22 protein-coding genes and 2 tRNA genes are annotated in these 23,793 nt (G+C 67.1%); 4 read left to right on the top strand and 20 right to left on the bottom strand.

The window, feature by feature from the left end:
- Positions 1-215 precede the first annotated feature (215 nt).
- Positions 216-291, bottom strand: a tRNA-Glu gene (locus Q0Z66_RS03905).
- 165 nt (positions 292-456) lie between these two features.
- Here Q0Z66_RS03905 and Q0Z66_RS03910 point away from each other — a divergent pair.
- A complete protein-coding gene (locus tag Q0Z66_RS03910) occupies positions 457-1,095 on the top strand; it encodes an MBL fold metallo-hydrolase (RefSeq protein WP_298038006.1) in 639 nt (212 codons plus the stop codon).
- Positions 1,096-1,116: 21 nt separating this feature from the next.
- On the opposite strand, the gene pepN is transcribed toward Q0Z66_RS03910, so the two are convergent.
- The gene (gene pepN / locus Q0Z66_RS03915; RefSeq protein WP_298038007.1) at positions 1,117-3,594 is read right to left on the bottom strand and encodes an aminopeptidase N; all 2,478 of its coding nucleotides are present in this window, start codon (positions 3,592-3,594) and stop codon (positions 1,117-1,119) included.
- A gap of 291 nt (positions 3,595-3,885) precedes the next feature.
- Between pepN and Q0Z66_RS03920 the strand changes: the two genes are divergently transcribed.
- Positions 3,886-4,089: a cold-shock protein gene (locus tag Q0Z66_RS03920; protein ID WP_298038010.1), complete on the top strand. Its 204-nt coding sequence runs from the start codon at positions 3,886-3,888 to the stop codon at positions 4,087-4,089.
- Positions 4,090-4,145: 56 nt separating this feature from the next.
- On the opposite strand, the gene Q0Z66_RS03925 is transcribed toward Q0Z66_RS03920, so the two are convergent.
- From Q0Z66_RS03925 to Q0Z66_RS03975, 11 genes are all read right to left on the bottom strand, one after another.
- Positions 4,146-5,120 (bottom strand): DNA topoisomerase IB, encoded by a 975-nt coding sequence (locus tag Q0Z66_RS03925; RefSeq protein WP_298038013.1) that lies wholly within the window; start codon positions 5,118-5,120, stop codon positions 4,146-4,148.
- Entirely contained in the window at positions 5,117-5,392 is a 276-nt protein-coding gene (locus Q0Z66_RS03930) for a hypothetical protein (RefSeq protein ID WP_298038016.1), read from the bottom strand. The genes Q0Z66_RS03925 and Q0Z66_RS03930 overlap by 4 nt, the downstream gene beginning before the upstream one ends.
- A 71-nt stretch (positions 5,393-5,463) precedes the next feature.
- Positions 5,464-5,535 (bottom strand) — tRNA-Gln (locus Q0Z66_RS03935).
- 93 nt (positions 5,536-5,628) lie between these two features.
- A complete protein-coding gene (locus Q0Z66_RS03940) occupies positions 5,629-6,129 on the bottom strand; it encodes a lipocalin family protein (RefSeq protein ID WP_298038017.1) in 501 nt (166 codons plus the stop codon).
- A 63-nt stretch (positions 6,130-6,192) separates the two neighbouring features.
- Entirely contained in the window at positions 6,193-7,698 is a 1,506-nt protein-coding gene (gltX, locus tag Q0Z66_RS03945; RefSeq protein WP_298038019.1) for a glutamate--tRNA ligase, read from the bottom strand.
- 12 nt (positions 7,699-7,710) lie between these two features.
- A complete protein-coding gene (locus Q0Z66_RS03950) occupies positions 7,711-8,487 on the bottom strand; it encodes a class I SAM-dependent methyltransferase (RefSeq protein ID WP_298038021.1) in 777 nt (258 codons plus the stop codon).
- Entirely contained in the window at positions 8,484-9,734 is a 1,251-nt protein-coding gene (locus Q0Z66_RS03955) for an MFS transporter (protein ID WP_298038023.1), read from the bottom strand. Before Q0Z66_RS03955 ends, Q0Z66_RS03950 begins: the two co-directional genes overlap by 4 nt.
- A 10-nt stretch (positions 9,735-9,744) precedes the next feature.
- Complete coding sequence (locus Q0Z66_RS03960; protein ID WP_298038025.1) at positions 9,745-10,521, bottom strand: fumarylacetoacetate hydrolase family protein; 777 nt, start codon at positions 10,519-10,521, stop codon at positions 9,745-9,747.
- Between the two features lie 91 nt (positions 10,522-10,612).
- On the bottom strand, positions 10,613-11,707 hold the full coding sequence (locus tag Q0Z66_RS03965) for a branched-chain amino acid aminotransferase (protein WP_298038027.1): 1,095 nt from the start codon (positions 11,705-11,707) through the stop codon (positions 10,613-10,615).
- 46 nt (positions 11,708-11,753) lie between these two features.
- A complete protein-coding gene (locus Q0Z66_RS03970) occupies positions 11,754-12,803 on the bottom strand; it encodes a 3-isopropylmalate dehydrogenase (RefSeq protein ID WP_298038028.1) in 1,050 nt (349 codons plus the stop codon).
- Between the two features lie 63 nt (positions 12,804-12,866).
- On the bottom strand, positions 12,867-14,402 hold the full coding sequence (locus Q0Z66_RS03975) for an MFS transporter (RefSeq protein WP_298038030.1): 1,536 nt from the start codon (positions 14,400-14,402) through the stop codon (positions 12,867-12,869).
- A 57-nt stretch (positions 14,403-14,459) separates the two neighbouring features.
- On the opposite strand from Q0Z66_RS03975, the gene Q0Z66_RS03980 reads away from it, so the two are divergent.
- On the top strand, positions 14,460-15,008 hold the full coding sequence (locus tag Q0Z66_RS03980) for a TetR/AcrR family transcriptional regulator (RefSeq protein ID WP_298038032.1): 549 nt from the start codon (positions 14,460-14,462) through the stop codon (positions 15,006-15,008).
- 10 nt (positions 15,009-15,018) lie between these two features.
- Here Q0Z66_RS03980 and serA read toward each other — a convergent pair whose 3' ends face one another.
- From serA to Q0Z66_RS03995, 3 genes are all read right to left on the bottom strand, one after another.
- Entirely contained in the window at positions 15,019-16,623 is a 1,605-nt protein-coding gene (gene serA / locus Q0Z66_RS03985; protein WP_298038034.1) for a phosphoglycerate dehydrogenase, read from the bottom strand.
- A gap of 130 nt (positions 16,624-16,753) precedes the next feature.
- On the bottom strand, positions 16,754-17,086 hold the full coding sequence (locus Q0Z66_RS03990; protein ID WP_298038036.1) for a hypothetical protein: 333 nt from the start codon (positions 17,084-17,086) through the stop codon (positions 16,754-16,756).
- A complete protein-coding gene (locus tag Q0Z66_RS03995) occupies positions 17,083-17,568 on the bottom strand; it encodes a hypothetical protein (RefSeq protein ID WP_298038039.1) in 486 nt (161 codons plus the stop codon). Before Q0Z66_RS03995 ends, Q0Z66_RS03990 begins: the two co-directional genes overlap by 4 nt.
- 72 nt (positions 17,569-17,640) lie before the next feature.
- On the opposite strand from Q0Z66_RS03995, the gene Q0Z66_RS04000 reads away from it, so the two are divergent.
- On the top strand, positions 17,641-18,555 hold the full coding sequence (locus Q0Z66_RS04000) for a hypothetical protein (protein ID WP_298038041.1): 915 nt from the start codon (positions 17,641-17,643) through the stop codon (positions 18,553-18,555).
- Positions 18,556-18,624: 69 nt separating this feature from the next.
- On the opposite strand, the gene ilvC is transcribed toward Q0Z66_RS04000, so the two are convergent.
- From ilvC to ilvD, 4 genes are all read right to left on the bottom strand, one after another.
- On the bottom strand, positions 18,625-19,653 hold the full coding sequence (gene ilvC / locus Q0Z66_RS04005; RefSeq protein ID WP_298038044.1) for a ketol-acid reductoisomerase: 1,029 nt from the start codon (positions 19,651-19,653) through the stop codon (positions 18,625-18,627).
- A gap of 43 nt (positions 19,654-19,696) precedes the next feature.
- The gene (ilvN, locus tag Q0Z66_RS04010) at positions 19,697-20,206 is read right to left on the bottom strand and encodes an acetolactate synthase small subunit (RefSeq protein WP_298038046.1); all 510 of its coding nucleotides are present in this window, start codon (positions 20,204-20,206) and stop codon (positions 19,697-19,699) included.
- 4 nt (positions 20,207-20,210) lie between these two features.
- On the bottom strand, positions 20,211-22,013 hold the full coding sequence (locus tag Q0Z66_RS04015) for an acetolactate synthase large subunit (RefSeq protein WP_298038049.1): 1,803 nt from the start codon (positions 22,011-22,013) through the stop codon (positions 20,211-20,213).
- Between the two features lie 63 nt (positions 22,014-22,076).
- Complete coding sequence (gene ilvD / locus Q0Z66_RS04020; protein WP_298038051.1) at positions 22,077-23,786, bottom strand: dihydroxy-acid dehydratase; 1,710 nt, start codon at positions 23,784-23,786, stop codon at positions 22,077-22,079.
- Positions 23,787-23,793: the final 7 nt, after the last annotated feature.

Raw genomic sequence — 23,793 nt, forward strand, 5'->3', positions numbered from 1 at the left:
CCCAGCGGGATTCGAACCCGCGTTACCGCCGTGAGAGGGCGGCGTACTAGGCCGCTATACGATGGGGCCAGTCACGCTGCTCGGTGCGATCAGACCGCGACCGGAGCAGTATCTATTCTCGCACACTCGGCCAGGTGCTCGTGACCACCGGGACCTCGGCACCGCATCCACCCACGAACAACGAAAGCCCCACCCGAGGGTGAGGCTTTCGGATCTGGTGACCCCAGCGGGATTCGAACCCGCGTTACCGCCGTGAGAGGGCGGCGTACTAGGCCGCTATACGATGGGGCCAGATCAGTACTGTCTTCGGCGCTTTGTTTCCTCCGCGCTGGCGACTCATAAAGTATGACACGAGAATTTCGCTCCGGCCAAATCGAGGCCCTTGTTCCTGCTTCCCGGGCACGTCGCCACGTTCCCGTAGTTGCCGTAGAGGTCGGCACGCGCTTGACTCTGCATATGCGCGTTACGAAGCACGAACATGCCGCCCTCCGCATCGACCAGGCCGGAGAGAGCCTCCTCATCGATCCCGGCTCTTTCACGGGTCCCCTGGAAGACCTCAGCAATGTCGTCGGCCTGGTCATCACGCATGAGCACGCCGACCACTGGACCCCGGAGCACTTCGACCGGATCCTGCGCCAGGTGCCCGGGCTGCCCATCTACGCCCCCGCTGGCGTCGCCGCCGCTGCCTCGGGATACGACATAACCGTGGTCCACCCTGGCGATACCGTGACGGTCGGCGCGTTCACACTGCGATTCTTCGGCGGCGATCACGCCGTCATCCACGAATCGCTCCCACTTGTTCAGAATGTCGGAGTTCTCGTGAACGAGCAGCTCTACTACCCGGGAGATTCCTATGCGGTCCCGGAGGGCGTCTCGGTCGACACGCTCGCAGCTCCCCTGGGCGCCCCGTGGCTGAAGATCGGCGACGCGATGGACTTCGTGCTCGCCGTGCAACCGAAGCGCGCCTTCGGAACGCACGACATGACCCTGTCGACGATCGGTCGCAATATGCACCGGCAACGCCTGCAGTGGGCCACCGAGCAGAACGGCGGCGAGTTCTTCGAGCTGGACCCGGGCGACACGCTCGATATCTGAGCGCGCCGCCCGGCGACGCGCCTACTGGGCCGCGCGCACCCGCAGATCGCGGGCGAGGTGGTCGCGCTGCTCGATCACGAGACGGCGCAGCGATCGTGGCGCATCGTCGTTCTCGGCCAGCCAGGTGTCGACGAGCGTCAGGTCGTCGGATGCCGGGAATAGCCCGACGACGAGGCGACGCGCGATCTCGATGCTCCGCTGCGCCCACGCGTCGCGGATGCGCTCGAAGTAGCCCGCGTCGAGGTCGGCGATGAGATCGCGGCGCCCTCCGGCGCGCACACCGCTCATCGTCGCGCTGAGGTGATCGTTCGTGAGGGTGAGGTCCTGCCACGCCGCGTGCCATCCGACGGTGCGGGACTCGACCGTCGGCTTCGCCCAGAGCGCCGCGAGCGAGGCAGTGCGGCCGCTGGCGGTGTCGTCGCGCTCGAGCTCGGCGCTGATGTCGTCACCGGTCGCGTGCCCGGTGGTGCGCAGCGCGGTCAGCAGCGCCCAGCGCAGGTCGGGATCCAGCGGGAGGCCCGCAGGCGCGTCGCCTGCAAGAAGACCGCGAACGTCGTCGACGCGGGAGTCATCGTGAGCGGATGCCGCGGCGAAGGCGCGTGCCCAGGCGATCTGCGTGTCGCCACCGGCGGCAGCGGCCTGCAGAGCCGCCCAGGTCGTCTCCACCCATCTCCGCCGCTGCGCCGACCGAGCTTCACTCGGGACGTAGTGGCCGATCGTATAGGCGGCATTGGCGATCACGCCGGTCAGCAGACCCACGTTGGCTTCGGCCGGCGCGTGAACCGCGACGATCGCGAGGTAGCGTTCGGACGGGAGCTCACCATCGCGGGTCGCATTCCACAGCGACGACCAGACGAGCGCACGCGGCAGCGGCTCCAATGTCGACAGCGCCTGCTCCGCGGCATCCACAGAACGGGCATCGAGGCGCGCCTTCGCGTACGTGAGGTCGTCGTCGTTGAGCAGCACGAGGTCCGCGTCGGCGAGGTCGACCGGAGTCTCGCCGTCGAGGATGTCGAGCTCGGCCTGATCCGTGCGCACCAGTCGTCCCTCGACGAGGCCGTAGAGTCCGACCCGCAACCGGTGCGGACGCGGATCGCTCTGCACCAGCATCCGCGCGCCGTCAGGCGCTGTCTCGAGAGACAGCGTCGACATGCCGCTCGTCTCGAGCCACGCGCGAGACCACGCGCGCAGGTCCCGCCCGGAGACCGCCTCGAGCTGCACGAGCAGGTCGTCGAGCGTCGTGTTGCCGTAGGCATGGGCTGCGAAGTAGCGGCGCGCACCCTCGAAGAAATGCTCCTCGCCGACGAACGCGACGAGCTGCTTGAGCACCGAGGCGCCCTTGGCATAGGTGATGCCGTCGAAGTTCAGCTTCGCCGCTTCGAGGTCGGCGATGTCGGCGACGATCGGATGCGTCGTCGGAAGCTGGTCCTGCTGATACGCCCAGGCTTTGCGATTCGCGGCGAAACGCTCCCACGCATCCGTGTACCGGGTCGCGGCGAACGACGCGTGCGAGCCCATGTAGTCGGCGAACGACTCCTTGAGCCACAGGTCGTCCCACCAGCGCATCGTCACGAGGTCGCCGAACCACATGTGGGCCATCTCATGCAGGATCGTGTTCGCCCTGCTCCCCCGCTGCGCGTCGGTCGCGGTGCCGCGCACGAGGTACGACTCGGTGAAGGTAACCAGGCCCGGGTTCTCCATCGCGCCGAGGTTGTACTCGGGCACAAAGATCTGGTCGTACTTGCCCCACGGGTAGGGGAACGCGTACGCGTCGCTGAAGAAGTCCAGCCCCTGCTTCGTGACCTCGATCACGTCATCGGCCTCGAGGAACGCCGACAGCGATGGGCGGCAGAGCAAACCGAGCGCGATCGTCTGCTCCCCGCGCGTCCATTCCGCATCGACCCGGTGATAGGGACCGGCGGCCACGGAGGTGATGTAGCTCGACAGCGGGAGCGTGGGCGCGAACTCCACGGTCTGCGCCTCTCCGAGCAGGGCGACGTCGACAGGGCTCTGATTCGACAGGACGTGCCATCCGGCCGGCGCGTGCACGACGAATGTGTACGACGCCTTCATATCCGGCTGCTCGAAGCACGCCATGACGCGCCGCGAGTCGGCGGGCTCGTACTGCGTGTAGAGATAGGTCTCACCATCGACCGGGTCGACGAATCGGTGCAGGCCCTCGCCCGAGCGGCTGTATGCGCCCACCGCGTCGATCACGACGGTGTTCGACGCGGTGAGACCGGACACGCGCACGCGGGCTCCGTCCCAGTCGACGGGGCGCGCCGCGCCGTTGACCGTGACCGATTCCACGGCCTCACCGATGAAGTCGATCCACGTGGTATCCGTCGTCGCATCGAAGGCGAGCGTCGTCGTGCTGCGGAACCCGGTCCGCTCGGGGTCACGCGCCGAACGGAGGTCCAGTTCGACCCGGATGCTGTGAACGGTGACCGACGCGGATCGCGCGGCGGTCTCTTCGCGAGAGAGATTGGCAGAGCTCATGACCCCATCGTTTCATGAGCGGATGCCGTCTCCAGGGAACCATTCACCCTCGGATCGGTTAGGCTGAACCCGTTACACGATGACGGCCGGGCTCTCCGGACGTTCATCGGCCCGAATGCCGTCGAGGCATGGTGGCCGCTTTCCATTCCTCCCTCATCTACCTCACCTTCTCCGGGCTCGATACGCCGCACATATTGCCGCTCCCCGAAGAACCCCCAAGCTGCCGTGGCGCGATGTCGTCACGGCGAACCGGATCGACGATCGATCCACGAACACCGAAGGAAACACAGCATGGCCACTGGCACTGTCAAATGGTTCAACTCCGACAAGGGCTACGGCTTCATCGCTCCCGATGACGGCTCCGCAGATGTCTTCGCGCACTTCAGCGCGATCCAGGGCAGCGGACACCGCAACCTCGAGGAAGCGCAGAAGGTCGAGTTCGACACGGAGCAGGGACCCAAGGGCCCCCAGGCGACGAACATCCGTTCGCTCTGATCTGAGCTTCGAGGCCCGGTTCCGCATCATGCGGAGCCGGGCCTTCGCTTTCCCCCTCAGCGCTGTCGAAGCAGCCGCAGCACGCACTGCTCCTCGACGCTGAGATAGGCCTTCGGCGTCATCCGGCTCATAGCGTGCCGCAGGCGCGCAATCGTGCTGCTGTCCTCGAAGGCGGCGAGAACGCGCGGATCGATATATGACTCCTGCGTGACCGCGGGAGTGTTCCCCAGTCGCTCCGCCACACCCGTCACGATATCGCGGAGATTCGTCTGGTCGTCGCCGCTTTCAGCCGCCAGCATCGCGGATGCCGTCAGCAGGGTCCCGCCCCACGTGCGGAAGTCTTTCGCCGAGAACTCTTCGCCCATGTGTCTCTTCACATATGCGTTGACGCGCCTGCTGTCGATGTCGTGGAGGTTCCCGTCGTCGTCGAAGAACCGGAAGAGCTCGTATCCCGGCATCTCCTGGAGCTGTTCGACGACGCGTACGATGCGCGGGTCCCGCACGCTCTTGATATGGCGCCTCCCGTTCTTACCGATGAAATCGAACGTCACCGTGCCCGCAGCGATCCGCGTGTGCTTGCGACGGAGCGTGGTGACGCCGTAATGCCGGTGCTTCCGGGCGTATTCGGCGCCTCCGACGCGGAAGAACTCCTGATCGATCAGCGCGACGATGCAGGCGATGACCCTGTCCTCTCCCAGCCGGCGCCGTCGAAGATCGTGGTCGACCTGTTTGCGCAGCCGCGGCAGGCGTTGCGCGAACCGCAGCACCCGGGCGTACTTCGCCTTCTCCTGCTTCCGCCAATGCGCCGGGCTGTAGATCGCCTGGGTCCGTCCCGCTGCGTCCACACCGCGCGCCAACACCGCGGAGCGGGAAGTCCGCGCTATCTCGACGTCGGTCCACGCAGGAGGGATGGCGAGGGCGTTCAACCGCGCGATTTCGCGAGCCCGCGTGATCTTCCGCCGACCATCCCAGTAGACCGGCGAGCCGTCGACCATGTGCCGTGACAGAGGCAGCCGGCGCGGCGCGCTCATCGCGTCGCTTCCAGACGCTGAGACCCCCGCCCACCGGACGGGTTCCCGTCACGACAGATCACTGCCGCAGCGGCGACTTTCTCCCGCAGTTCGATTGCGTCGGCCACCACACTCATCTCCGACAGATCTGCTCCTCGCCGCTTGTCCTCTGAAAGCGTCGAGATCGCCGAGTTCCAGCGCATGTGCTCGAAGCGGGCCTCCATGGATGCCGCATCACTGACGTCCGTGATCGAGCCGGTGCTGGTCGCGGCCCGGGTGGTCTCTCCGCTCACCTCGGTTGGAGGGAGAGGAACGCCACGTCCGGATACGACAAAACCCCCGGATGAACCGGGGGTTTTCTCTGCTGGGGTACCTGGACTCGAACCAAGAATGGCGGTACCAGAAACCGCTGTGTTGCCAATTACACCATACCCCATGGGCGGGAACTGCGCCCCGCACCGAGATATAACTTTACCTGACATCCGCCATCCCTCCAAAACGTGGCGCACCTCCCGGGCGAGTCGAGGTCTCAGACCTCGACTCGACGCCCGGACTGCCCCGCTTCGATCCAGGAATCCAGGGCATATCCCTGCTCCTGGGCGGTCGCCAGATAATCCGTCTTCCGGGCGGCATCCATGTGAGGCTCACGGCTGAGCAGCCACAGATACTTGTGATCCGGCGTGCCCACGAGCGCGTGACGATACTCGGGATCGATGCGGAGCACCCAGTAGTCGGCCTTCGTGAAGGGGATCCACCGCAGACCCTCGGGGAGGAATGTCACCTGAAGGCGGCCCGGATGCTCCTCATCGGGAACCGCGTGACCCAGCGCCTGGGTCGGCTTGCCGTCTTCATCATGACAGCGGTTGTCGACGGTGACAGTGCCGTCGTCGTTCAACGAATATTCGGCTGTCACATTGGTGGCCGCGTCGTCCTCATAGCGCAACGGCAGACGGCCGATCTCGTACCAGAGACCGAGATAGCGCTCCAGATCGAGACTCTCTACCGATCGAACGTTGTTGTCCTCAGACATTGATCCTCCTCGCCTTGTCCGCCCCACGATAAACGGGACGGACAAGAACGCGAAGGGGGTTGCTTACGCGGCGAGATGCTGCGACAGCGCACGCAGGCGGCGCAACGACTCTTCCTTGCCGAGCAGCTCCATCGACTCGAACAGCGGGGGCGAAACGCGCCGACCGGTGATCGCAACCCGCGGCGGGCCGTAGGCCACACGCGGCTTCAGCTCGAGGTTCTCGATGAGAGCCGCAGAGAGCGCGTTCTGGATGTTCTCCGTCGTGAAGGCCTCAACCGGCTCGAGGGCCGCCACACAGGCATCCAGCACCTCGGCGCCGTTCGCGGGAACGCCCTTCAGAGCATCCGCGTCGTAGGAGACCTCATCGACGAACAGGAAACCGAGCATGCCGGGCACGTCACCGAGCAACTGAACGCGCTCCTGAACCAGCGGCGCAGCACGGAAGGCGAGCACGAGCTGCTCGTGCGTGGGCTCGTCGAACAGACCGGCTGCTGCGAGGTAGGGCAGGATCCGCTCCGCGAAGTCCTTCTCCCCCAGCATCCGGATGTGGTCGCCGTTGATCGACTCGGCCTTCTTCTGATCGAAGCGGGCCGGGTTCGGGTTGACGTTCTCGATGTCGAACGCCGCGATGAACTCGTCGAGGGAGAACACGTCCTGATCGGCCGAGAGCGACCACCCCAGGAGCGCGAGGTAGTTGAGCAGACCCTCGTGGATGAAACCGCGCTCGCGGTGCAGGAACAGGTCGGCCTGCGGATCGCGCTTCGACAGCTTCTTGTTGCCGGTCTCGCCCAGCACCAGCGGCATGTGCGCGAAGCGGGGCACGAACGTCGTGACGCCGGCCTCGATCAGTGCCGCGTACAGCGCGAGCTGGCGCGCCGTCGACGGCATGAGGTCCTCGCCGCGCAGCACGTGGGTGATGCCCATCAGTGCATCGTCGACGGGGTTCACGAACGTGTACAGCGGGATGCCGTTGGGGCGCACGACCACGAAGTCCGGGAAGGAGCCCGCGGGGAAGGTGACCTCGCCGCGGACCAGGTCGACGTAGGTGAGGTCCTCGTCGGGCACGCGCAGGCGCAGCGCCGGCTGACGCCCCTCGGCCCGGAACGCGGCCTTCTGCTCATCGGTCAGATCGCGGTCGTAGTTGTCGTAGCCGAGCTGCTTGGCGCGGCCGGCGGCCTCGTTGCGCGCGTCGATCTCCTCAGCGGTCGAGTAGCTCTCGTACAGAGCTCCCGTCGTTATGAGCTTGTCGATGACGCCGCGGTAGATGTCGTGACGCTCGGACTGGCGGTACGGCGCGTGCGGGCCGCCCACCTCAACGCCCTCGTCCCAGTCGATCTTCAGCCAGGTGAGCGCGTCGACGAGCTGCCGGAAGCTCTCCTCGCTGTCGCGTGCGGCATCGGTGTCCTCGATGCGGAACACGAGCTTGCCGCCGTTGTGCCGGGCGTAGGCCCAGTTGAACAGCGCCGTGCGGACCATGCCGACGTGCGGCAGACCGGTCGGAGACGGGCAGAAGCGGACGCGGACATCGGATCCCGACGCGGTCGTGGTGAGGGGGTGCGGAGTAGCCATATCCCCTCAATCCTACGCGGAGCTCCTCCGCTGCACAGCGATTGCCGCCACGTGCTCGAGTGCGATCGTCCCGGCGTCGTCGTAACGAGCGGAGACGGTGTCAAACGCAGCGCGGAAACGGATACGCGCCGAGCCGTCGAGGAGCTGGTAGAACCCGCCCGCCGAAGCCACACCGCCCTCCACGGACGCCCATAGCATCTCGGGGGACGCGCGCCAAATCCGTTCCTCTTCCGTCACGGAGACGGTGGCCCACCCGGCGGCCCGCAGCATCGATGCGAACCCCTCGGCTGTGCGTTCGAAATCCTTTTCCGGCGGCAGTCGTCCGCCCGTTGCACGAGGCAGCGCCGACTCCTCGACCACCTCGCCCCAGAACCAGGACGGGGAGCGGGTCCAAATACTCGCAGCAACGACGCCGGCGGGCGCCGCGACCCGCAGCAACTCCGCAGCGGAACGCCGCGGGTCATCGACATGGTTCAGCACGAAGTTCGCCGTCACCGCTGCGAACGACGCATCCGCGAACGGGAGGCCCGGCAGTGCTGCGTCGACGAGGGAGAGACGCGGATGCCGATGCCCCGCGACCACGCGCATCGACGACTCCGGCTCCGCGGCCGTCGCAGACCACCCGTGCGCGGACAGCCGTGCGGCGAGTTCCCCGATCCCCGCCCCGACATCCAGCGCCGGACGGCCACGACCCGCACCGAGCTCCTCGACGATGGACTCAATCGTGCCGGCGCAAAGCTCCGCATAGGACGCCGCATAGGCGCGACCCGTCCCCTCCCAGGCGGTCATGCCCGCGGCATCCGTCCGAGCGGGGCGAGAACGAGTGCCGCGACCACGACGACGGCGGCGATCGCCGCCAGCCCGCCGTACTCGAAGCGCGCCATGATGATGCCCGCGAGCACCGCACCGCCGGCACCGCAGAAGCTCATCAGCGAGTCGCTGCGACCCTGGCGGCGCGTGCGCAACGACGGAGCCGATGCCTCCGTGAGCAGGGCCGCACCGGCCACGGTCGATGCGCTCCAGCCCAGCCCGAGCAGGATCAGGGCGATAACGACGCCCCATTCGATCTCTCCGGCGAAGAACGCGAAGGCGAGGGATGCGGCGAGCACGATCTGGCCGAGGACGATGACCCGCGTGCGACCCCACCGGTCGGCGAGGACGCCGAAGACGGGAGAAAGCGCGTACATGCCGGCCACGTGGAAGGCGATCGTGAACCCGACGAGCGCCGTGACATCCGCAGCATCCGCGTGCCCACCATGAGCGGCGTGCGCCATGTGCGAAAGGTGGATCGGTGTCATCGCCATCACCGAGACCATCACGATGTGCGCGCCCGCGATCGAGAACATCGCGTAACGCGCGACTCGAGGACGGTCGACGCGTTCCACAACCCTCATCACCCCTGCGTTCTCGGCGACGAGGCGCTGAGCGACACGAAGCGGATCGGGCCGGAGCGCAATCAGATACAGAACCAGAGCCGCGAGCTGGGCGACCAGCGAGAAGAGGTACGAACCGGTCTGCGGCGGCATCCCCACCAGCTGACCGAGGCTCTCCCCCGGCCCGAGCAGCAACGGGCCGGAGACGGCACCGGCCGTCGTCGCCCACACCACGATCGACAGGTCACGCCCGCGGTGCTGCGGCTGAGCAATATCGGTCGCCGCGAATCGGGACTGCAGGTTTCCTGCGTTACCGGCGCCGATCAGGATGATGCCGGCCAGCAGGAGGGGGAAGATCCGCAGCGCCGCGGCCAGGATCACGATGCCGATGCCGATGAGCGCGAACAGATTCCCGAGGGTCAGCGACGGCCGACGGCCGAAGCGTTGAGCGAAGCGCGCAAGCGGGATCGCGCAGATCGCGGCTCCGAGCGTCACGGATGCTGTGGCCAGACCGGAGAGTGCATCGTCACCCGAGATGTCAGCGGCCAGCAACGCACCGAGCGACACGGTCGCACCGAACGCGATGCCGCCGAGCACCTGGCCGATAGACAGCACGATGACCGTGCGGCGTTGAATCGTCCGCTGATCGGCGACAGTCGTCATTCGGCGACGATCAGCCGACAGGCAGCGCGTCGCGCACGCCGTTGCGCAGGATGCCGATTCCCGAGACTTCGACCTCGACGGTGTCGCCGGCTGCGAACGCGCCGACACCGGCCGGTGTTCCGGTGAGGATCACATCGCCCGGAAGCAGCGTGAAAACCGCCGAGGCGTATTCGATGATCGCCTCGACCGAGTGGATCATGTCGCTCAGCGGCGCGCTCTGGCGCACCTCGCCGTTCACCCGTGTCTGGATCGTGGCGTCCGCGCGATCGAACTCGGTCTCGATGACCGGTCCGAGCGGGCAGAAGGTGTCGAATCCCTTGCCGCGGGTCCACTGTCCGTCCTTCTTCTGAAGGTCGCGCGCCGTGACATCATTCGCGACGGTGAAACCGAAGACGTAGTCCATCGCCTTGTCAGCAGAAACATTCTTCGCGATGCGACCGATCACAACGGCGAGCTCGCCCTCGTGCTCGGTGCGCTCCGAGATCGTCGGACGCACGATCGTGTCGCCGGGACCGATCACCGACGTGTTCGGCTTCAGGAAAAGTAGCGGCTCCTCCGGCGCGACGCCGCCCATCTCAGCCGCATGATCGTGGTAATTCTTGCCGACGCAGACGACCTTCGAACGCGGGATGACGGGCGCGAGGATCGCCGCATCCGCCAGGGGAACACGCTCACCCGTCGTCTCATAACCCGCGAACATCGGGTCGCCGGCGAGGACGACGAGCTCCTGCTCGTCGACGATGCCGTAGCGGATGGCGTCATTGTGGCTGAAACGAGCGATCTTCACGCTCTCAGCCTAGTCGCGGCATCCCGTCTTTCGCCCGCCGAGCCCCCGCCCTGCAGCAGGACGGGGGCTCGGCGAAGTGAGAGGAATCAGATCAGGCGTCGAGCCGGACCAACCAGCCGTGCTTGTCGTCACGGCGACCGTACTGGATGTCGGTGAGCTCCTCGCGCAGCGACAGCGCCAGCCCGCCCGCGGGCTGCGTCTCGTCACCGTCGCGGGTCACGAGCGCACCGATCGGCGTCACCACGGCGGCGGTGCCGCACGCGAAGACCTCGACGATCTCACCCGAGGCGACGCCATCGCGCCACTCCTGCAGCGAGACCGCACGGCGCTCGATCGTGTGGCCACGGTCCTCGGCGAGCTGCAGCAGCGAATCGCGCGTGATGCCCTCGAGGATGCTGTCGGACTGCGGGGTGACAACGCGGCCATCCTTGAAGACGAAGACGACGTTCATGCCGCCGAGCTCTTCGACGTTGCCGTCCTGGTCGAGGAAGACGACCTGGTCGCAACCCTGCTCATAGGCCTCCGCCTGCGGCAGAAGGCTGGAGGCATAGTTGCCGCCGGTCTTGGCCTGCCCGGTTCCGCCTCGTCCGGCGCGGGCATAGGTCTCGCTCAACCAGATCCGCACGGGCTTGACGCCGCCCGTGAAGTACGAGCCCGCTGGGCTCGCGATCAGGTAGTAGGCGACCTTCGCGGCGGGGCGCACACCGAGGAACGCCTCCTTCGCGAACTCGAACGGTCGCAGGTACAGGCTCTGGTCCTCCCCCGACGGCACCCAGGCCCCGTCGACGGCGATCAGCTCGCGCAGCGACTGCATGAAGTACTCGACGGGCAGCTCGGGCAGAGCCATGCGCTGCGCACTGCGCTGCAGGCGCCGGGCGTTGTCCTCTGCCCGGAAGGTGTGGATCGAGCCGTCGGCGTGACGGTACGCCTTGATGCCCTCGAAGATCTCCTGGCCGTAGTGCAGTACTGCGGCGGCCGGGTCGAGAGGGATCGGGCCGTAGGGCTGCACACGCGGGCGGTGCCAGCCGCCGCGCTCCGACCAGCACACATCGACCATGTGGTCGGTGAACACCGAGCCGAAGCCGGGGTCCCGAAGGATCTGCTCGCGCTCTGCCGCGGACTTCGCGGCGAGATTGCGGGTCACGGAGAACTCGAGCGGTGCGAGTTCGGAGGGGGTGGTAGTCATGTCACATCCTGCGTTCGATGCGGGCGGCGCTCGCGTGGATTCCAGGTTACGCCTGGAGTCGCGCGATGATCGCGTCGCCCGTCTGGCTGGTGGTTCGCGAACCGTTCCGCTCGGCGATGTCGGCCTCGACCGCGCGGGTGACGCGGCCGGCCTCGTCCCGGAGGCCGAGGTGATCGAGCAGCAGGGCGATCGAGAGGATCGCCGCCGTCGGATCGGCCTTCTGCTGGCCGGCGATATCGGGGGCCGAGCCGTGGACCGGCTCGAACATCGAGGGGAACGTGCCGTCGGGGTTGATGTTGCCCGAAGCGGCCAGGCCGATGCCACCGGTGACGGCGCCTGCCAGATCCGTGAGGATGTCGCCGAAGAGGTTGTCGGTGACGATCACGTCGAAACGGGAGGGGTTCGTGACCAGGAAGATGGTTGCCGCGTCGACGTGCAGATAGTCTACGGCCACATCGGGGTGCTCTGCCGCGACCTGGTCGACGATGCGCTTCCAGATGCCGCCAGCGTGCACGAGCACGTTGGTCTTGTGAACGAGCGTGACCTTCTTGTCGCGGCGCTCGGCGAGGTCGAACGCATAGCGGACGACGCGCTCCACGCCGAAGGCGGTGTTCACGCTCGTCTCATTCGCGATCTCATGCGGGGTGCCGACGCGGATCGCGCCGCCGTTGCCGACATACGGGCCCTCGGTGCCCTCACGCACGACGACGAAGTCGATCTCGCCCGGGTCGGCGAGCGGGCCGGATGCTCCGGGGTACAGCTTCGACGGACGCAGATTCACGTAATGATCGAGGGTGAAGCGCAGCTTCAGCAGCAGCCCGCGCTCGATGTTGGCGTCCTTGAGCCGGGCGTCGCCCGGTACTCCGCCGACGGCACCGAGGATGATCGCATCGTTCGTCTTGATCGCGGCGAGGTCGTCATCGGTGAGCGTGTCGCCGGTCTCGAGGTACCGTGCGGCGCCGAGCGAGAAGTGCGTCTTGTCGAACGTGACGTCGCTGGAGGCGGTCACCGCGTCGAGGACCCTCTCGGCTTCGGCGACGACCTCGGGGCCGATTCCGTCTCCGGGGATGACGGCCAGCTTCACGACACGCGACATGGACTCTCCTTGCATCGGGATATCCGCGACGCCACTGCGAGGCGGGTATCCCCAGCGTACCGCTCAGCGTGTGCGCGGATTGCGCAGTGTGACGGCGCCGATGACCGCTGCCAGGACGACGAGCCCTGCACCGATGAGAGAGGTCACGGCGACTCCGGATTCGAAGGCCTCGGTCGCCGCCGCCCACAGGGCGGAGGCCCCGGGCTCGGTGAGATCCTGCACCGCCGAGTACGCTCCGGCGAGGGTCTCACGCGCTGCATCCGCCGTCTGCGATGCGATGCCGTCCGGGACGACGAGAACGGCACGGTAGATCGCCGTGATGACGCCGCCGAGCACGGCTGTGCCCAGCACCGCGCCCAGCTCGTACGCCGTCTCGGAGACCGCGCTTGCGGCGCCCGCCTTCGCGGACGGGGCGCTGGAGAGGATGAGCTCGTTCGAGATCGTCTCCGCCGCGCCGATGCCGAGCCCGACGAGCACGGAGGCAGCGATGAGCGGCGCGAGGTGCTGTTCTGGAGCGGCGACCGACACGAGCAGGTAGCCCACGACGGTGAAGACGAGAGCAGCGGGGATGATCACATGCGGCGGCACGCGACGCGCGATCGGCACCACGACGAGGCCTGAGATGATGATCGCCACCATCGCCGGCAGCAGCGCGAAGCCGGCGGCCATCGGCGCCATCCCCAGTACGAGCTGCAGATGCTGCGGCACGAAGTACATGAATCCGACGAGGGCGACGACACTGAACAGGTTCACCAGGATCGCCCCGGAGAACGACCCGCGACGGAACAGCGCCATGTCGAGCATGGGCGATGCCGAGCGCGTCTGGCGCCTGACGAAGAGGCATCCCATCAGGACGCCGACGACGATGAGCACGGCCGATACGGCACCGATTCCCTCGGTGGCGACCTCCTTGATCGCGTAGACGACGGGCACCATGGTCGCCATCGAGAGCACAATGCTCAGCGGGTCGATGCGGCCCGGATTCGGGTCGCGGCTCTCAGTGACGAGGAACGGCGCGCACACGAGCAGCGGAACAAGCACGGGCACGGCGAGCAGGAACACCGATCCCCACGCGAAGTGCTCCAGCAGGAAGCCGCCGACGATCGGACCCAGGGCGGATCCGGCGGAGAACGCCGTCGCCCAGATCGCGATCGCCAGACGGCGCTGGTCGCGGTTGAGGAAGGTCGAGCGCAGCAGCGCCAGCGTCGAGGGCATCAGCATCGCCCCGAAGAAGCCCAGCAGGGCGCGCGCCGCGATGAGCAGCGCCGCCGTCGGCGCGAATGCGGCGAGGGCGGAGACCGCCGCGAATCCGATGGAGCCGATCAGCAGCATCCTCTTGCGACCGAAGCGGTCCCCCATGGTCCCCATGGAGACGAGGAGCCCGGCGAGCACGAGCGGATAGACGTCGATCATCCACAGCTGCTGCGCGCCGGTCGGCGCGAGCGCCACCGCGATCTCGGGCAACGCGAAGCTCAGCACGGTGTTGTCGACCGAGACGAGGAGCACCGGCAGCATCAGCACGACCAGCGCGAGCCAACCCCGCAGTCCCGCACGCGGGGCGTGCACTCCCCCGGTGTCCGTGCGCACCTGATCCGTCACGATGCTTGTCCTTTCACGGGACGATTACTCAACCGTCCAGCCGGTATAGTAACAGACATGCCCAGACCTCCTCTCGCCCGCGAGAAAGTCCTCGACGCCTTCCAGACGATCCTCATCGAGGAGGGCGAGCGCGCCGCGACACTGGATGCCACAGCGAAGGCCGCGGGCGTGTCGAAGGGCGGCCTGCTGTATCACTTCGCCTCGAAGGACGAGCTCGTGGCCGGTCTTCTCGAGCGGCTCGACGCTCTCGCCGCTGACGACCTCGATCTCATGACCGCCGCGCAGAACGGCCCGGTGGACTATTACATCCGCAACTCGCTGCTCGAGGACTCGGCGTTCGACCGCGCGCTCATCGCCGCGGCACGAATCGCGCAGGGCGGTGATCTCGATGCATCTGCCGCGCTCCGGAGCATCCGCGAGTCTTGGGCGGACTGCCTGCGCCCCCACGTGCACGACGACGCCGCACTCGACCTCGTGATGCTCATCGGCGACGGCCTCTATTACAACAACGTGCTCGACGCCGTCCAGGGCGGACTGGCCGGGCCCACGCCGAGAGGCGCGCAGCTCGAGCAGCTCATCGCCCTCGCGCTGCGCGCCTCCCGGTGAATCGGATCGATCAGACCTCTGCGACGTCGATCGCGCGGACCACGGTCGCCTCGATCGCCTCGCCGACCTCGGCGAGCAGCTCGTCGGGAACACGCGAGTCGACCGTGAGAACCGTGAGCGCCTGGCCGCCGGCCTCGCGGCGCGCGACCTGCATGCCGGCGATGTTGATGCCGGCCTCGCCGAACTTCTGTCCGAACACCGCGACGATGCCGGGACGGTCGGTGTAGAGCAGCACGATGTGGTGCTGCTCGATCGGCACCTCGATGTCGTGGCCGTTGATGCCGACGATCTTCTGCACCATACGGGTGCCCGCCAGCGTTCCGGCGACCGTGAGGACGGTGCCGTCGGCCAGCGCACCGCGCAGCGTGGTGAGGTTGCGGTATTCGGGGCTCTCCTTCTCGACGATCAGACGCGCCTCGATGCCGCGCTGCTCGGCGAACAGCGGTGCGTTGACGTAGGAGACGTTCTCGCTGACGACGTTCGACAGGATGCCCTTGAGCGCTGCCAGACGGTAGACGCTGACGTCGTAGTCGGCGAGCTCGCCGCGCACCTCGATGTCGAGGCTGGTGAGGGCCGAGGAGCTCAGGCCGCTGAAGATCTGACCGAGCTTCTCGACCAGGGCGATGCCCGGGCGGACGAACGGATCGATGATGCCGCCGGCGACGTTGACAGCGTCCGGGACCAGGTCGCCCTCGAGTGCGAGCTTGACGGACTTCGCGACCGAGATGCCCGCCTTCTCCTGCGCCTCATCGGTGGAGGCGCCCAGGTGCGGGGTGACGACGACGTTGGGGAGGTCGAGGAGCGCGTGCGCGGAGCCGCCTTCGACCGGGGGCTCGGAGGTGAAGACGTCAAGGCCGGCACCGGCGATCTCACCGGCGACGAGCGCTTCGCGGAGCGCGACCTCGTCGATCAGGCCGCCGCGGGCGACGTTGATGACGTAGGCGCTCTTCTTCATCGCGGCGAACTGCGCCGTGCTGATCATGCCCGTCGTCTCGGGCGTCTTGGGCATGTGGATCGTGAGGAAGTCGGCCTCGGCGACGAGCTCGTCGAGCGTGCGCAGCTCGACGCCCAGCTGCTGCGCGCGGGCACTCGTCACGTAGGGATCGTAGGCGACGACCTTCATTCCGAAGCCCTGCATGCGGGCAGCGACGAGAGCGCCGATGCGACCCAGGCCCACGATGCCGAGCGTCTTCTCGAAGAGCTCGGTGCCGGTGTAGGAGCTGCGCTTCCACGCACCGCCGGCGAGCGAGGCGTTCGCGGCGGGTACGTGGCGGGCAAGGCTCAGGATGTGCGTGCAGGTGAGCTCCGCCGCCGAGATGATGTTCGAGGTGGGAGCGTTGACGACCATGACGCCGGCCTTGGTCGCTGCGGGGATCTCGACGTTGTCGAGACCGACGCCCGCGCGGGCGATGACCTTGAGATTCGGCGCGTGCGAGAGCGCCTCGGCATCGATCTTCGTCGCCGATCGGATCAGCACGGCAGAGGCGTCGGCCAGGGCTGAGAACAGCGCAGGTCGGTCGGTGCCGTCGACCTGACGGACATCGAAGTCGGGGCCGAGGGCCTCGATCGTGGCGGGCGAGAGAACTTCGGCGATGAGCACGACGGGCTTCGACACAGCGGATCCTTCGAGGTTAGCGACTTGCGCGGGTGGGATCGATGCGCCGCACACCGTCGGGGGCGCGATCGAGAACCACCTTACCGGAGCGTGAACCGTGCTCCGCTCCGTATGACGCGCAGTGACGGGATCACTGCGTCGAGAAGATGGGCACGAGCGCGTACAGCAGCACGTTCATCCAGAACACCATGGCCAGCCCCACGCCGGCCAGCAGGACGAGCGCGAGCTCGAGGAGCGGACGCCGTAGACCGATGATGAGTGCCACGAGGAAGGCGATGAGCGGGAACACGACCGAGACGATGAGCATGATCCATACCGGCGCCCCGGGGTCCCAGGAGACGAGCGCGATGAGGTAGACGATCGCATTCGCCATCGCGGCGACGGTGAGGATCCCCGCCACGGCAATGATGAGGGCGCGCGCCCAGCGCGCCGGGCGCTTCTCGAGCGCAAGACTGTCGGTCACGATGCCACTCCCGTCATGACGAAGGGCCACGGCACGAGGAGCAGGACTCCTGCGAGCAGGGCGCTCACGCGCACCCAGGTGCGCGAGGAGCGGGTGAGGGCCCAGGACGCCGCGAACCACAGCGCCGGCGCCGCGGCGGCGGCCCACAGCGTGATACCGAATTCACCGGCCACACCCGCGAGGAAGACATTGGGGCCGAGCTTCGCGGCCGAGCTGATCCAGCCGATCGTGTACAGCAGGTACACGCCGCCGATCACGCCGAGGAAGACGAGCAGCGGCGTGCTGATACTCGCGGGCTCCTGCTCGTCGACTTCCGCCCGAACGCGGTCGTCATCCTCGTCGAGACGACCGACCGTCTCGCTGTCCTTGCCCACGGCGGCCCAACCATCCGGCAGCACGGGCTTCTCGCGCCTCGCGGACGGGCGCGCGGGCTGATCCTCGTCGCCCTCCCAGGAGAGCGCGTCGTCGGCATCCGTAGTCATATCCCCAGCGTAGCGATTCTGCGAGGGACCCCGATATGCTCAGGGAGTTCACAGACTGAGGGGGAATTCTCCGTGACCGAAAGCAAGAACCCGGACGCCCGGACGTCGACCGAACGCGAGTGGACGCCGTCCGCCGAGGGCAAGAAGAAGGCGACCACGTTCCGGATCATCGCAGCGGCGCTGTGGGCGGTCGCGATCGCGCTCGAGGCCGTGTCGATCTTCTGGCTGCTGCGGCAGCGCGAGTGGGTCGGCGAGGACGGCACGCTCAAGCGCGATCCCGAGACCGGCCTGCTGGTGACCGAGAACGCGACGGCGATATTCCCCCAGTGGGCGTTCATCACGCTGCTCGTGGCACTCGTGATCATCGCGGCTCTGGCGATCACCGGGTCCGTCCTGTGGAAGAAGGCCAATCGCCTCGACCCGGCGAAGAAGTCCGAGACCGTGAGGTTCTTCGTGCAGAACCAGCTCGGCGCCATCATCTCGATCGTCGCGTTCCTGCCGCTGATCATCCTCATCTTCCTCAACAAGGACATGGACAAGGGCCAGAAGACCACCGCCGGCATCGTCGGCATCGTGCTCGCCGCCCTCGCCGCTTACATCGGCATCGACTTCGCACCGGCCTCCGTCGAGCAGTACACCGCCGATCAGTCCGCCGTCATCCAGCTGCTCGGACAGGACGAGGTCGTCTGGGTCGCCGGCGGCTCGGTCTACCACGTGTGCGAAGACGTCTCCGATATCCAGACCGGCAGCGAGAAGGTCACCGGTACGACGGCCGAGGCCGTCGCCGCCGGCAAGGAGCGCCTGACGCTCAAGTTCGCCTCCGAGCTGAAGGCCTGCGGCCTGCCCGTGCCGGAGAACGCGTCCGAGATCGCCGGCGCGTTGCGCCTCATCCAGAACGGCGAGACCGACACCCTGCTCCCCGAGCCGGTCTGGGGCGAGGGCGTCACACCGCCGATCGAGATCGCCGAGGCCGCTCCGGTGGAGTGAGCGGAACGAGAGCATGAAGAAGGCGGGTGCCCCGAGGGGGCACCCGCCTTCTTCGTATCGAACGCCGGATCAGCGAGCGGCGGAGCCGTCGACGTAGTCCTCGTCCTGCTGCTTCCATGCGAAGAGCGAACGCAGCTCCTTGCCGGTGACCTCGATCGGGTGCTGCTCCTCCTTGGCGCGCAGCGCCTGGAACTCAGCGGCACCGTTGTCCTGGTCGTCGATGAAGCGCTTCGCAAAGGCACCCGACTGGATGTCTGCGAGAACGCCCTTCATGTTCTCCTTGACCGCTGCGTCGACGACGCGCGGGCCCGAGACGTAGTCGCCGTACTCGGCGGTGTCGGAGATCGACCAGCGCTGCTTGGCGATGCCGCCCTCCCACATGAGGTCGACGATGAGCTTCAGCTCGTGCAGAACCTCGAAGTAGGCGATCTGCGGCTGGTAGCCCGCCTCGACGAGGGTTTCGAAGCCGGCCTGCACGAGGTGGCTCATGCCACCGCAGAGGACGGCCTGCTCGCCGAACAGGTCGGTCTCGGTCTCTTCCGTGAAGGTCGTCTTGATGACGCCGGCACGCGTGCCGCCGATGGCCTTCGCGTAGGAGAGTGCGAGCGCCCAGGCCTGGCCCGAAGCATCCTTCTCGACGGCGATGATGTCCGGGATGCCGCGACCGGCGACGTACTCGCGGCGAACGGTGTGGCCCGGCGCCTTCGGCGCGACGAGGATGACATCGACGCCCTCAGGAGCGTCGATGTAGCCGAAGCGGATGTTGAAGCCGTGCGCGAAGGCGAGCGTCTTGCCCTCGGTGAGGTTCGGAGCGATCGACTCGGAGTAGATCGTGCGCTGGTGCTGGTCCGGCGCGAGGATCATGATGACATCGGCCCATGCCGTGGCATCCGCGACGTTCTTGACCGGGAAACCGGCCTCCTCCGCCTTGGCGATCGACTTCGAGCCGTCCTTCAGCGCGATGGCGACCTCGACGCCCGAGTCACGCAGGTTCATGGCGTGGGCGTGGCCCTGCGAGCCGTAGCCCACGATGGCGACCTTCTTGCCCTGGATCAGGGACAGGTCGGCGTCGTCGTCGTAGAAGATCTCAGTACTCACTTGTATTGCTCCTTGGTTGTGGTTCAGAAGAAGGGTGTGGGGGTCAGCCGCGCAGAACGCGCTCGGTGATGCTCTTGCCGCCCCGGCCGATCGCGAGCAGCCCCGACTGGGACAGCTCCTTGATCCCGAACGGCTCGAGCGCCCGAAGCAGCGCATCGACCTTGCCCTTGTCACCGGTGGACTCGATGACCAGAGCATCCGACGCATAGTCGACGACCGATGCGCGGAACAGGTTGACGACCTCGATCACATTCGACCGCGTCGCGTTGTCCGTGCGGACCTTCACCAGCACGTGGTGCCGCTGCACGGACGCCGCCGGGTCGAGCTCGACGATCTTGATGACGTTCACCAGTTTGTTCAGCTGCTTGGTGACCTGCTCGAGCGGCAGCTCGTCGACATCGACGACGACCGTGATCCGGGAGATCCCGGGAACCTCGGTCACGCCGACGGCGAGTGACTCGATGTTGAAGCCGCGGCGGGCGAACAGCCCGGCGACGCGGGTCAGCAGACCCGGCGTGTCCTCGACCAGAAGACTCAGCACGTGAGACGACATGTGGTCAGTCCTCCTCATCGAAAGCGGGCGCGTGATCGCGCGCGTACTGGACGTAGTTGTTGCTGACGCCCTGGGGAACCATCGGCCAGACCATGGAATCGGCCGAGACGACGAAGTCGATCACGACCGGACGGTCGTTCGTCTCGAGGGCGAGCTTGATCGCAGCGTCGACCTCTTCTTCCTTCTCAACGCGGATCGCGAGGCACCCGTACGCCTCGGCCAGCTTCACGAAGTCCGGGATGCGGATCGTGCCGTGGCCCGTATTCAGGTCGGTGTTCGAGTGGCGCCCGTCGTAGAACAGCGTCTGCCACTGGCGCACCATGCCCAGCGAGGAGTTGTTGATCACCGCGACCTTGATCGGGATGTTGTTGATCGCGCAGGTGGCCAGCTCCTGATTGGTCATCTGGAAGCATCCATCGCCGTCGATCGACCAGACGACGCGGTCCGGCTCGGCGACCTTGGCACCCATGGCTGCGGGCACCGAGTACCCCATGGTTCCGGCGCCGCCGGAGTTCAGCCAGGCGTTGGGGCGCTCGTACTTGATGAACTGAGCAGCCCACATCTGGTGCTGTCCGACTCCTGCGGCGTAGATGCCCTCGGGGCCCGTCAGCTCGCCGATCCGCTGGATCACGTACTGCGGAGCGAGCAGACCATCGGTCGGCTCCGTGTAGCCCAGCGGGAACTCGTCGCGGAGACCGTCGAGGTAGGACCACCATTCGGCGATGTCGGGCTGGCCGTCGGCGACCGTGCCGCGGAAGGCCGCTTCGAGATCGATGAGCACATCGCGCACATCGCCGACGATCGGCACATCCGCGGTGCGGATCTTGGAGATCTCGGCCGGGTCGATGTCGACGTGCACGATCTTGGCGTGCGGGGCGAACAGTGCCGCCTTGCCGGTCACGCGGTCGTCGAAGCGTGCGCCGAGGGAGACGATCAGGTCGGCTTCCTGCAGGGCGAGGACGGCCGGGACCGTGCCGTGCATGCCGGGCATGCCGAGGTGCTGCTGGTGGGAGTCGGGGAATGCGCCTCGAGCCATCAGCGTCGTCACGACCGGCGCTCCGGTGGTCTCAGCGAGTTCCTTCAGCTCTGCCGAGGCACGGCCGCGGACGACACCACCGCCGACGTAGAGCACGGGCTTCTTGGCCTCGGCGATCAGCGTCGCGGCCGCCTGGATCTGCTTGCCGTGCGCCTTCGTCACCGGACGGTAGCCGGGCAGGTCGATCTTCGGCGGCCAGTTGAAGGGGCCGCTCTCCTGCTGCGCATCCTTGGTGATGTCGACCAGCACGGGGCCGGGGCGTCCGGTCGAGGCGATCTCGAAGGCCGCCGCGATCGCGCCGGGGATGTCAGCGGCCTTCTTCACGAGGAAGGAGTGCTTGGTGATGGGCATCGTGATGCCCACGATGTCGGCTTCCTGGAAGGCGTCCGTTCCCATCAGGGTCGAGAACACCTGCCCGGTGATCGCCACAAGAGGAACGGAGTCCATGTAGGCGTCGGCGATCGCGGTCACGAGGTTCGTCGCGCCGGGGCCGGACGTGGCGATGCAGACGCCGACCTTGCCGGATGCCGAGGCGTATCCTTCGGCGGCGTGACCGGCGCCCTGCTCGTGGCGCACGAGGATGTGGCGGAGCTCGGAGGCGTCCATCAGCGGGTCGTAGACCGGAAGGATCGCTCCGCCGGGCAGACCGAAAACGTCGGTGACGCCCAGAAGCTCGAGAGAGCGGACGACGGCTTCAGCACCCGTCAGCTCGGGCGCGGTGTTCTGCGCAGATGGTGGCCGGGGCACGGCCGAAACGGAGTCAGCAGTCATGTCTTTCCTTGTGATCTGAGGATGCGTCGGCGGGCCGCATGGGGCACGGGGCCTGCCGATGGTTCAACCGGTCGTCGCTCCCTGAGCGGCGGAGCCGACGAGTCGTGAGTACTTGGCAAGAACGCCACGGGTATAGCGCGGGGGAAGCGGCTCCCAGCCAGAGCGGCGGGAGGCGAGCTCCTCATCGTCGACGAGTAGATCGAGTGAGCGAGCTGCGATATCGACCCGTATCAGATCACCATCGCGCACGAAGGCGATGGGACCGGAGTCCACCGCTTCGGGTGCTATGTGGCCGATGCACAGGCCGGTTGTGCCGCCTGAGAATCGTCCGTCTGTCAAGAGTAATACATCTTTCCCGAGCCCCGCGCCCTTGATGGCCGCGGTGATCGCGAGCATCTCGCGCATGCCCGGCCCGCCCTGGGGCCCCTCGTAGCGGATGACGATCACGCTTCCGGCCTCGATCTCGCCGGCGGCCACGGCATCCATCGCCGCGCGCTCGCGCTCGAAGACCCGAGCCGGCCCCTCGAAAACGGCCGCGTCGAAGCCCGCCGTCTTCACAACCGCACCCTCGGGCGCAAGAGAGCCGTGCAGGATCGTCAAACCGCCCGAGGCGTGGATCGGGTCATCGAAACGGTGGATGACCTCGCCGTCGATGGGCCCGGGGTCGAGGTCGGCGAGATTCTCGGCGAGCGTGCGTCCGGTGACGGTGAGCGCATCGCCGTGCAGCAGACCCTCATCGAGCATGGCCTTCATGATGACGGGGATGCCGCCGTGGCGGTCGACGTCGTTCATGACGTACTTGCCGAACGGCTTCATGTCGGCGACGTGCGGAACACGATCGCCGATGCGGTTGAAGTCGTGCAGGCTCAGCTCCACCTCGGCCTCATGCGCGATCGCGAGCAGGTGCAGGACGACGTTCGTCGATCCGCCGAGGGCCATCGCCAGCGCGATCGCGTTCTCGAAGGCTTCACGGGTGAGGATGTCTCGTGTCGTGATGCCCTGGCGGAGCAGCTCGACGACGGCCTCGCCGGAACGGTGGGCGTAGTAGTCCCGACGGCGGTCCGCGGAGGGCGGCGCGGCGGAGCCCGGAAGACTCAGCCCCAGCGCTTCGGCGACCGATGCCATCGTGTTCGCGGTATACATACCGCCGCACGCGCCCTCGCCGGGTGCGATGGCGCACTCGATCCGCTTGAGGTCCTCCTCGCTCATGAGACCCGCGCGGCAGGCGCCGACGGCCTCGAAGGAATCGATGATCGTGACGTCCTTCTCGGTGCCGTCCGACAGCTTCACCCACCCGGGAGCGATGGATCCGGCGTAGAGGAAGACGCTCGACAGGTCGAGGCGCGCACTGGCCATCAGCATCCCGGGGATCGATTTATCGCATCCCGCGAGCAGCACGGAGCCGTCGAGGCGCTCCGCCATCATCACGGTCTCGACGGAATCGGCGATGACCTCACGAGACACGAGGGAGAAGTGCATGCCCTCGTGGCCCATCGAGATGCCATCGGAAACGGAGATCGTCCCGAACTGCAGGGGGTACCCGCCGCCGGCGTGCACGCCCTCTTTCGCCCCCTGCGCGAGACGGTCCAGGCTCAGGTTGCAGGGGGTGATCTCGTTCCAGCTGGAGGCGATCCCGATCTGCGGCTTGTCCCAGTCCGCATCCCCCATGCCGACGGCGCGCAGCATGCCGCGCGAGGTCGTCGCCTCGATGCCGTCCGTGACGACACGGCTGCGGGGTTTGATGTCGATCGACGCGGGATCGTTCGGGGACATGACGGCA

The sequence above is a fragment of the uncultured Microbacterium sp. genome (assembly GCF_947632095.1).
Lineage (GTDB): Bacteria > Actinomycetota > Actinomycetes > Actinomycetales > Microbacteriaceae > Microbacterium.

What these genes read in the sequence shown, in the direction of transcription:
- pepN (WP_298038007.1), bottom strand. Translation starts at nt 3,594, where the DNA reads ATGAGCTCTGCCAATCTCTCTCGCGAAGAGACCGCCGCGCGATCCGCG.
- Q0Z66_RS03920 (WP_298038010.1), top strand. Translation starts at nt 3,886, where the DNA reads ATGGCCACTGGCACTGTCAAATGGTTCAACTCCGACAAGGGCTACGGC.
- ilvN (WP_298038046.1), bottom strand. Translation starts at nt 20,206, where the DNA reads ATGTCGTCTCACGTGCTGAGTCTTCTGGTCGAGGACACGCCGGGTCTG.
- Q0Z66_RS03910 (WP_298038006.1), top strand. Translation starts at nt 457, where the DNA reads ATGCGCGTTACGAAGCACGAACATGCCGCCCTCCGCATCGACCAGGCC.
- Q0Z66_RS03970 (WP_298038028.1), bottom strand. Translation starts at nt 12,803, where the DNA reads ATGTCGCGTGTCGTGAAGCTGGCCGTCATCCCCGGAGACGGAATCGGC.
- ilvD (WP_298038051.1), bottom strand. Translation starts at nt 23,786, where the DNA reads ATGTCCCCGAACGATCCCGCGTCGATCGACATCAAACCCCGCAGCCGT.
- gltX (WP_298038019.1), bottom strand. Translation starts at nt 7,698, where the DNA reads ATGGCTACTCCGCACCCCCTCACCACGACCGCGTCGGGATCCGATGTC.
- Q0Z66_RS03980 (WP_298038032.1), top strand. Translation starts at nt 14,460, where the DNA reads ATGCCCAGACCTCCTCTCGCCCGCGAGAAAGTCCTCGACGCCTTCCAG.
- Q0Z66_RS03955 (WP_298038023.1), bottom strand. Translation starts at nt 9,734, where the DNA reads ATGACGACTGTCGCCGATCAGCGGACGATTCAACGCCGCACGGTCATC.
- Q0Z66_RS03940 (WP_298038017.1), bottom strand. Translation starts at nt 6,129, where the DNA reads ATGTCTGAGGACAACAACGTTCGATCGGTAGAGAGTCTCGATCTGGAG.
- Q0Z66_RS03950 (WP_298038021.1), bottom strand. Translation starts at nt 8,487, where the DNA reads ATGACCGCCTGGGAGGGGACGGGTCGCGCCTATGCGGCGTCCTATGCG.
- Q0Z66_RS03925 (WP_298038013.1), bottom strand. Translation starts at nt 5,120, where the DNA reads ATGAGCGCGCCGCGCCGGCTGCCTCTGTCACGGCACATGGTCGACGGC.
- Q0Z66_RS03995 (WP_298038039.1), bottom strand. Translation starts at nt 17,568, where the DNA reads ATGACTACGGATGCCGACGACGCGCTCTCCTGGGAGGGCGACGAGGAT.
- Q0Z66_RS04015 (WP_298038049.1), bottom strand. Translation starts at nt 22,013, where the DNA reads ATGACTGCTGACTCCGTTTCGGCCGTGCCCCGGCCACCATCTGCGCAG.
- Q0Z66_RS03965 (WP_298038027.1), bottom strand. Translation starts at nt 11,707, where the DNA reads ATGACTACCACCCCCTCCGAACTCGCACCGCTCGAGTTCTCCGTGACC.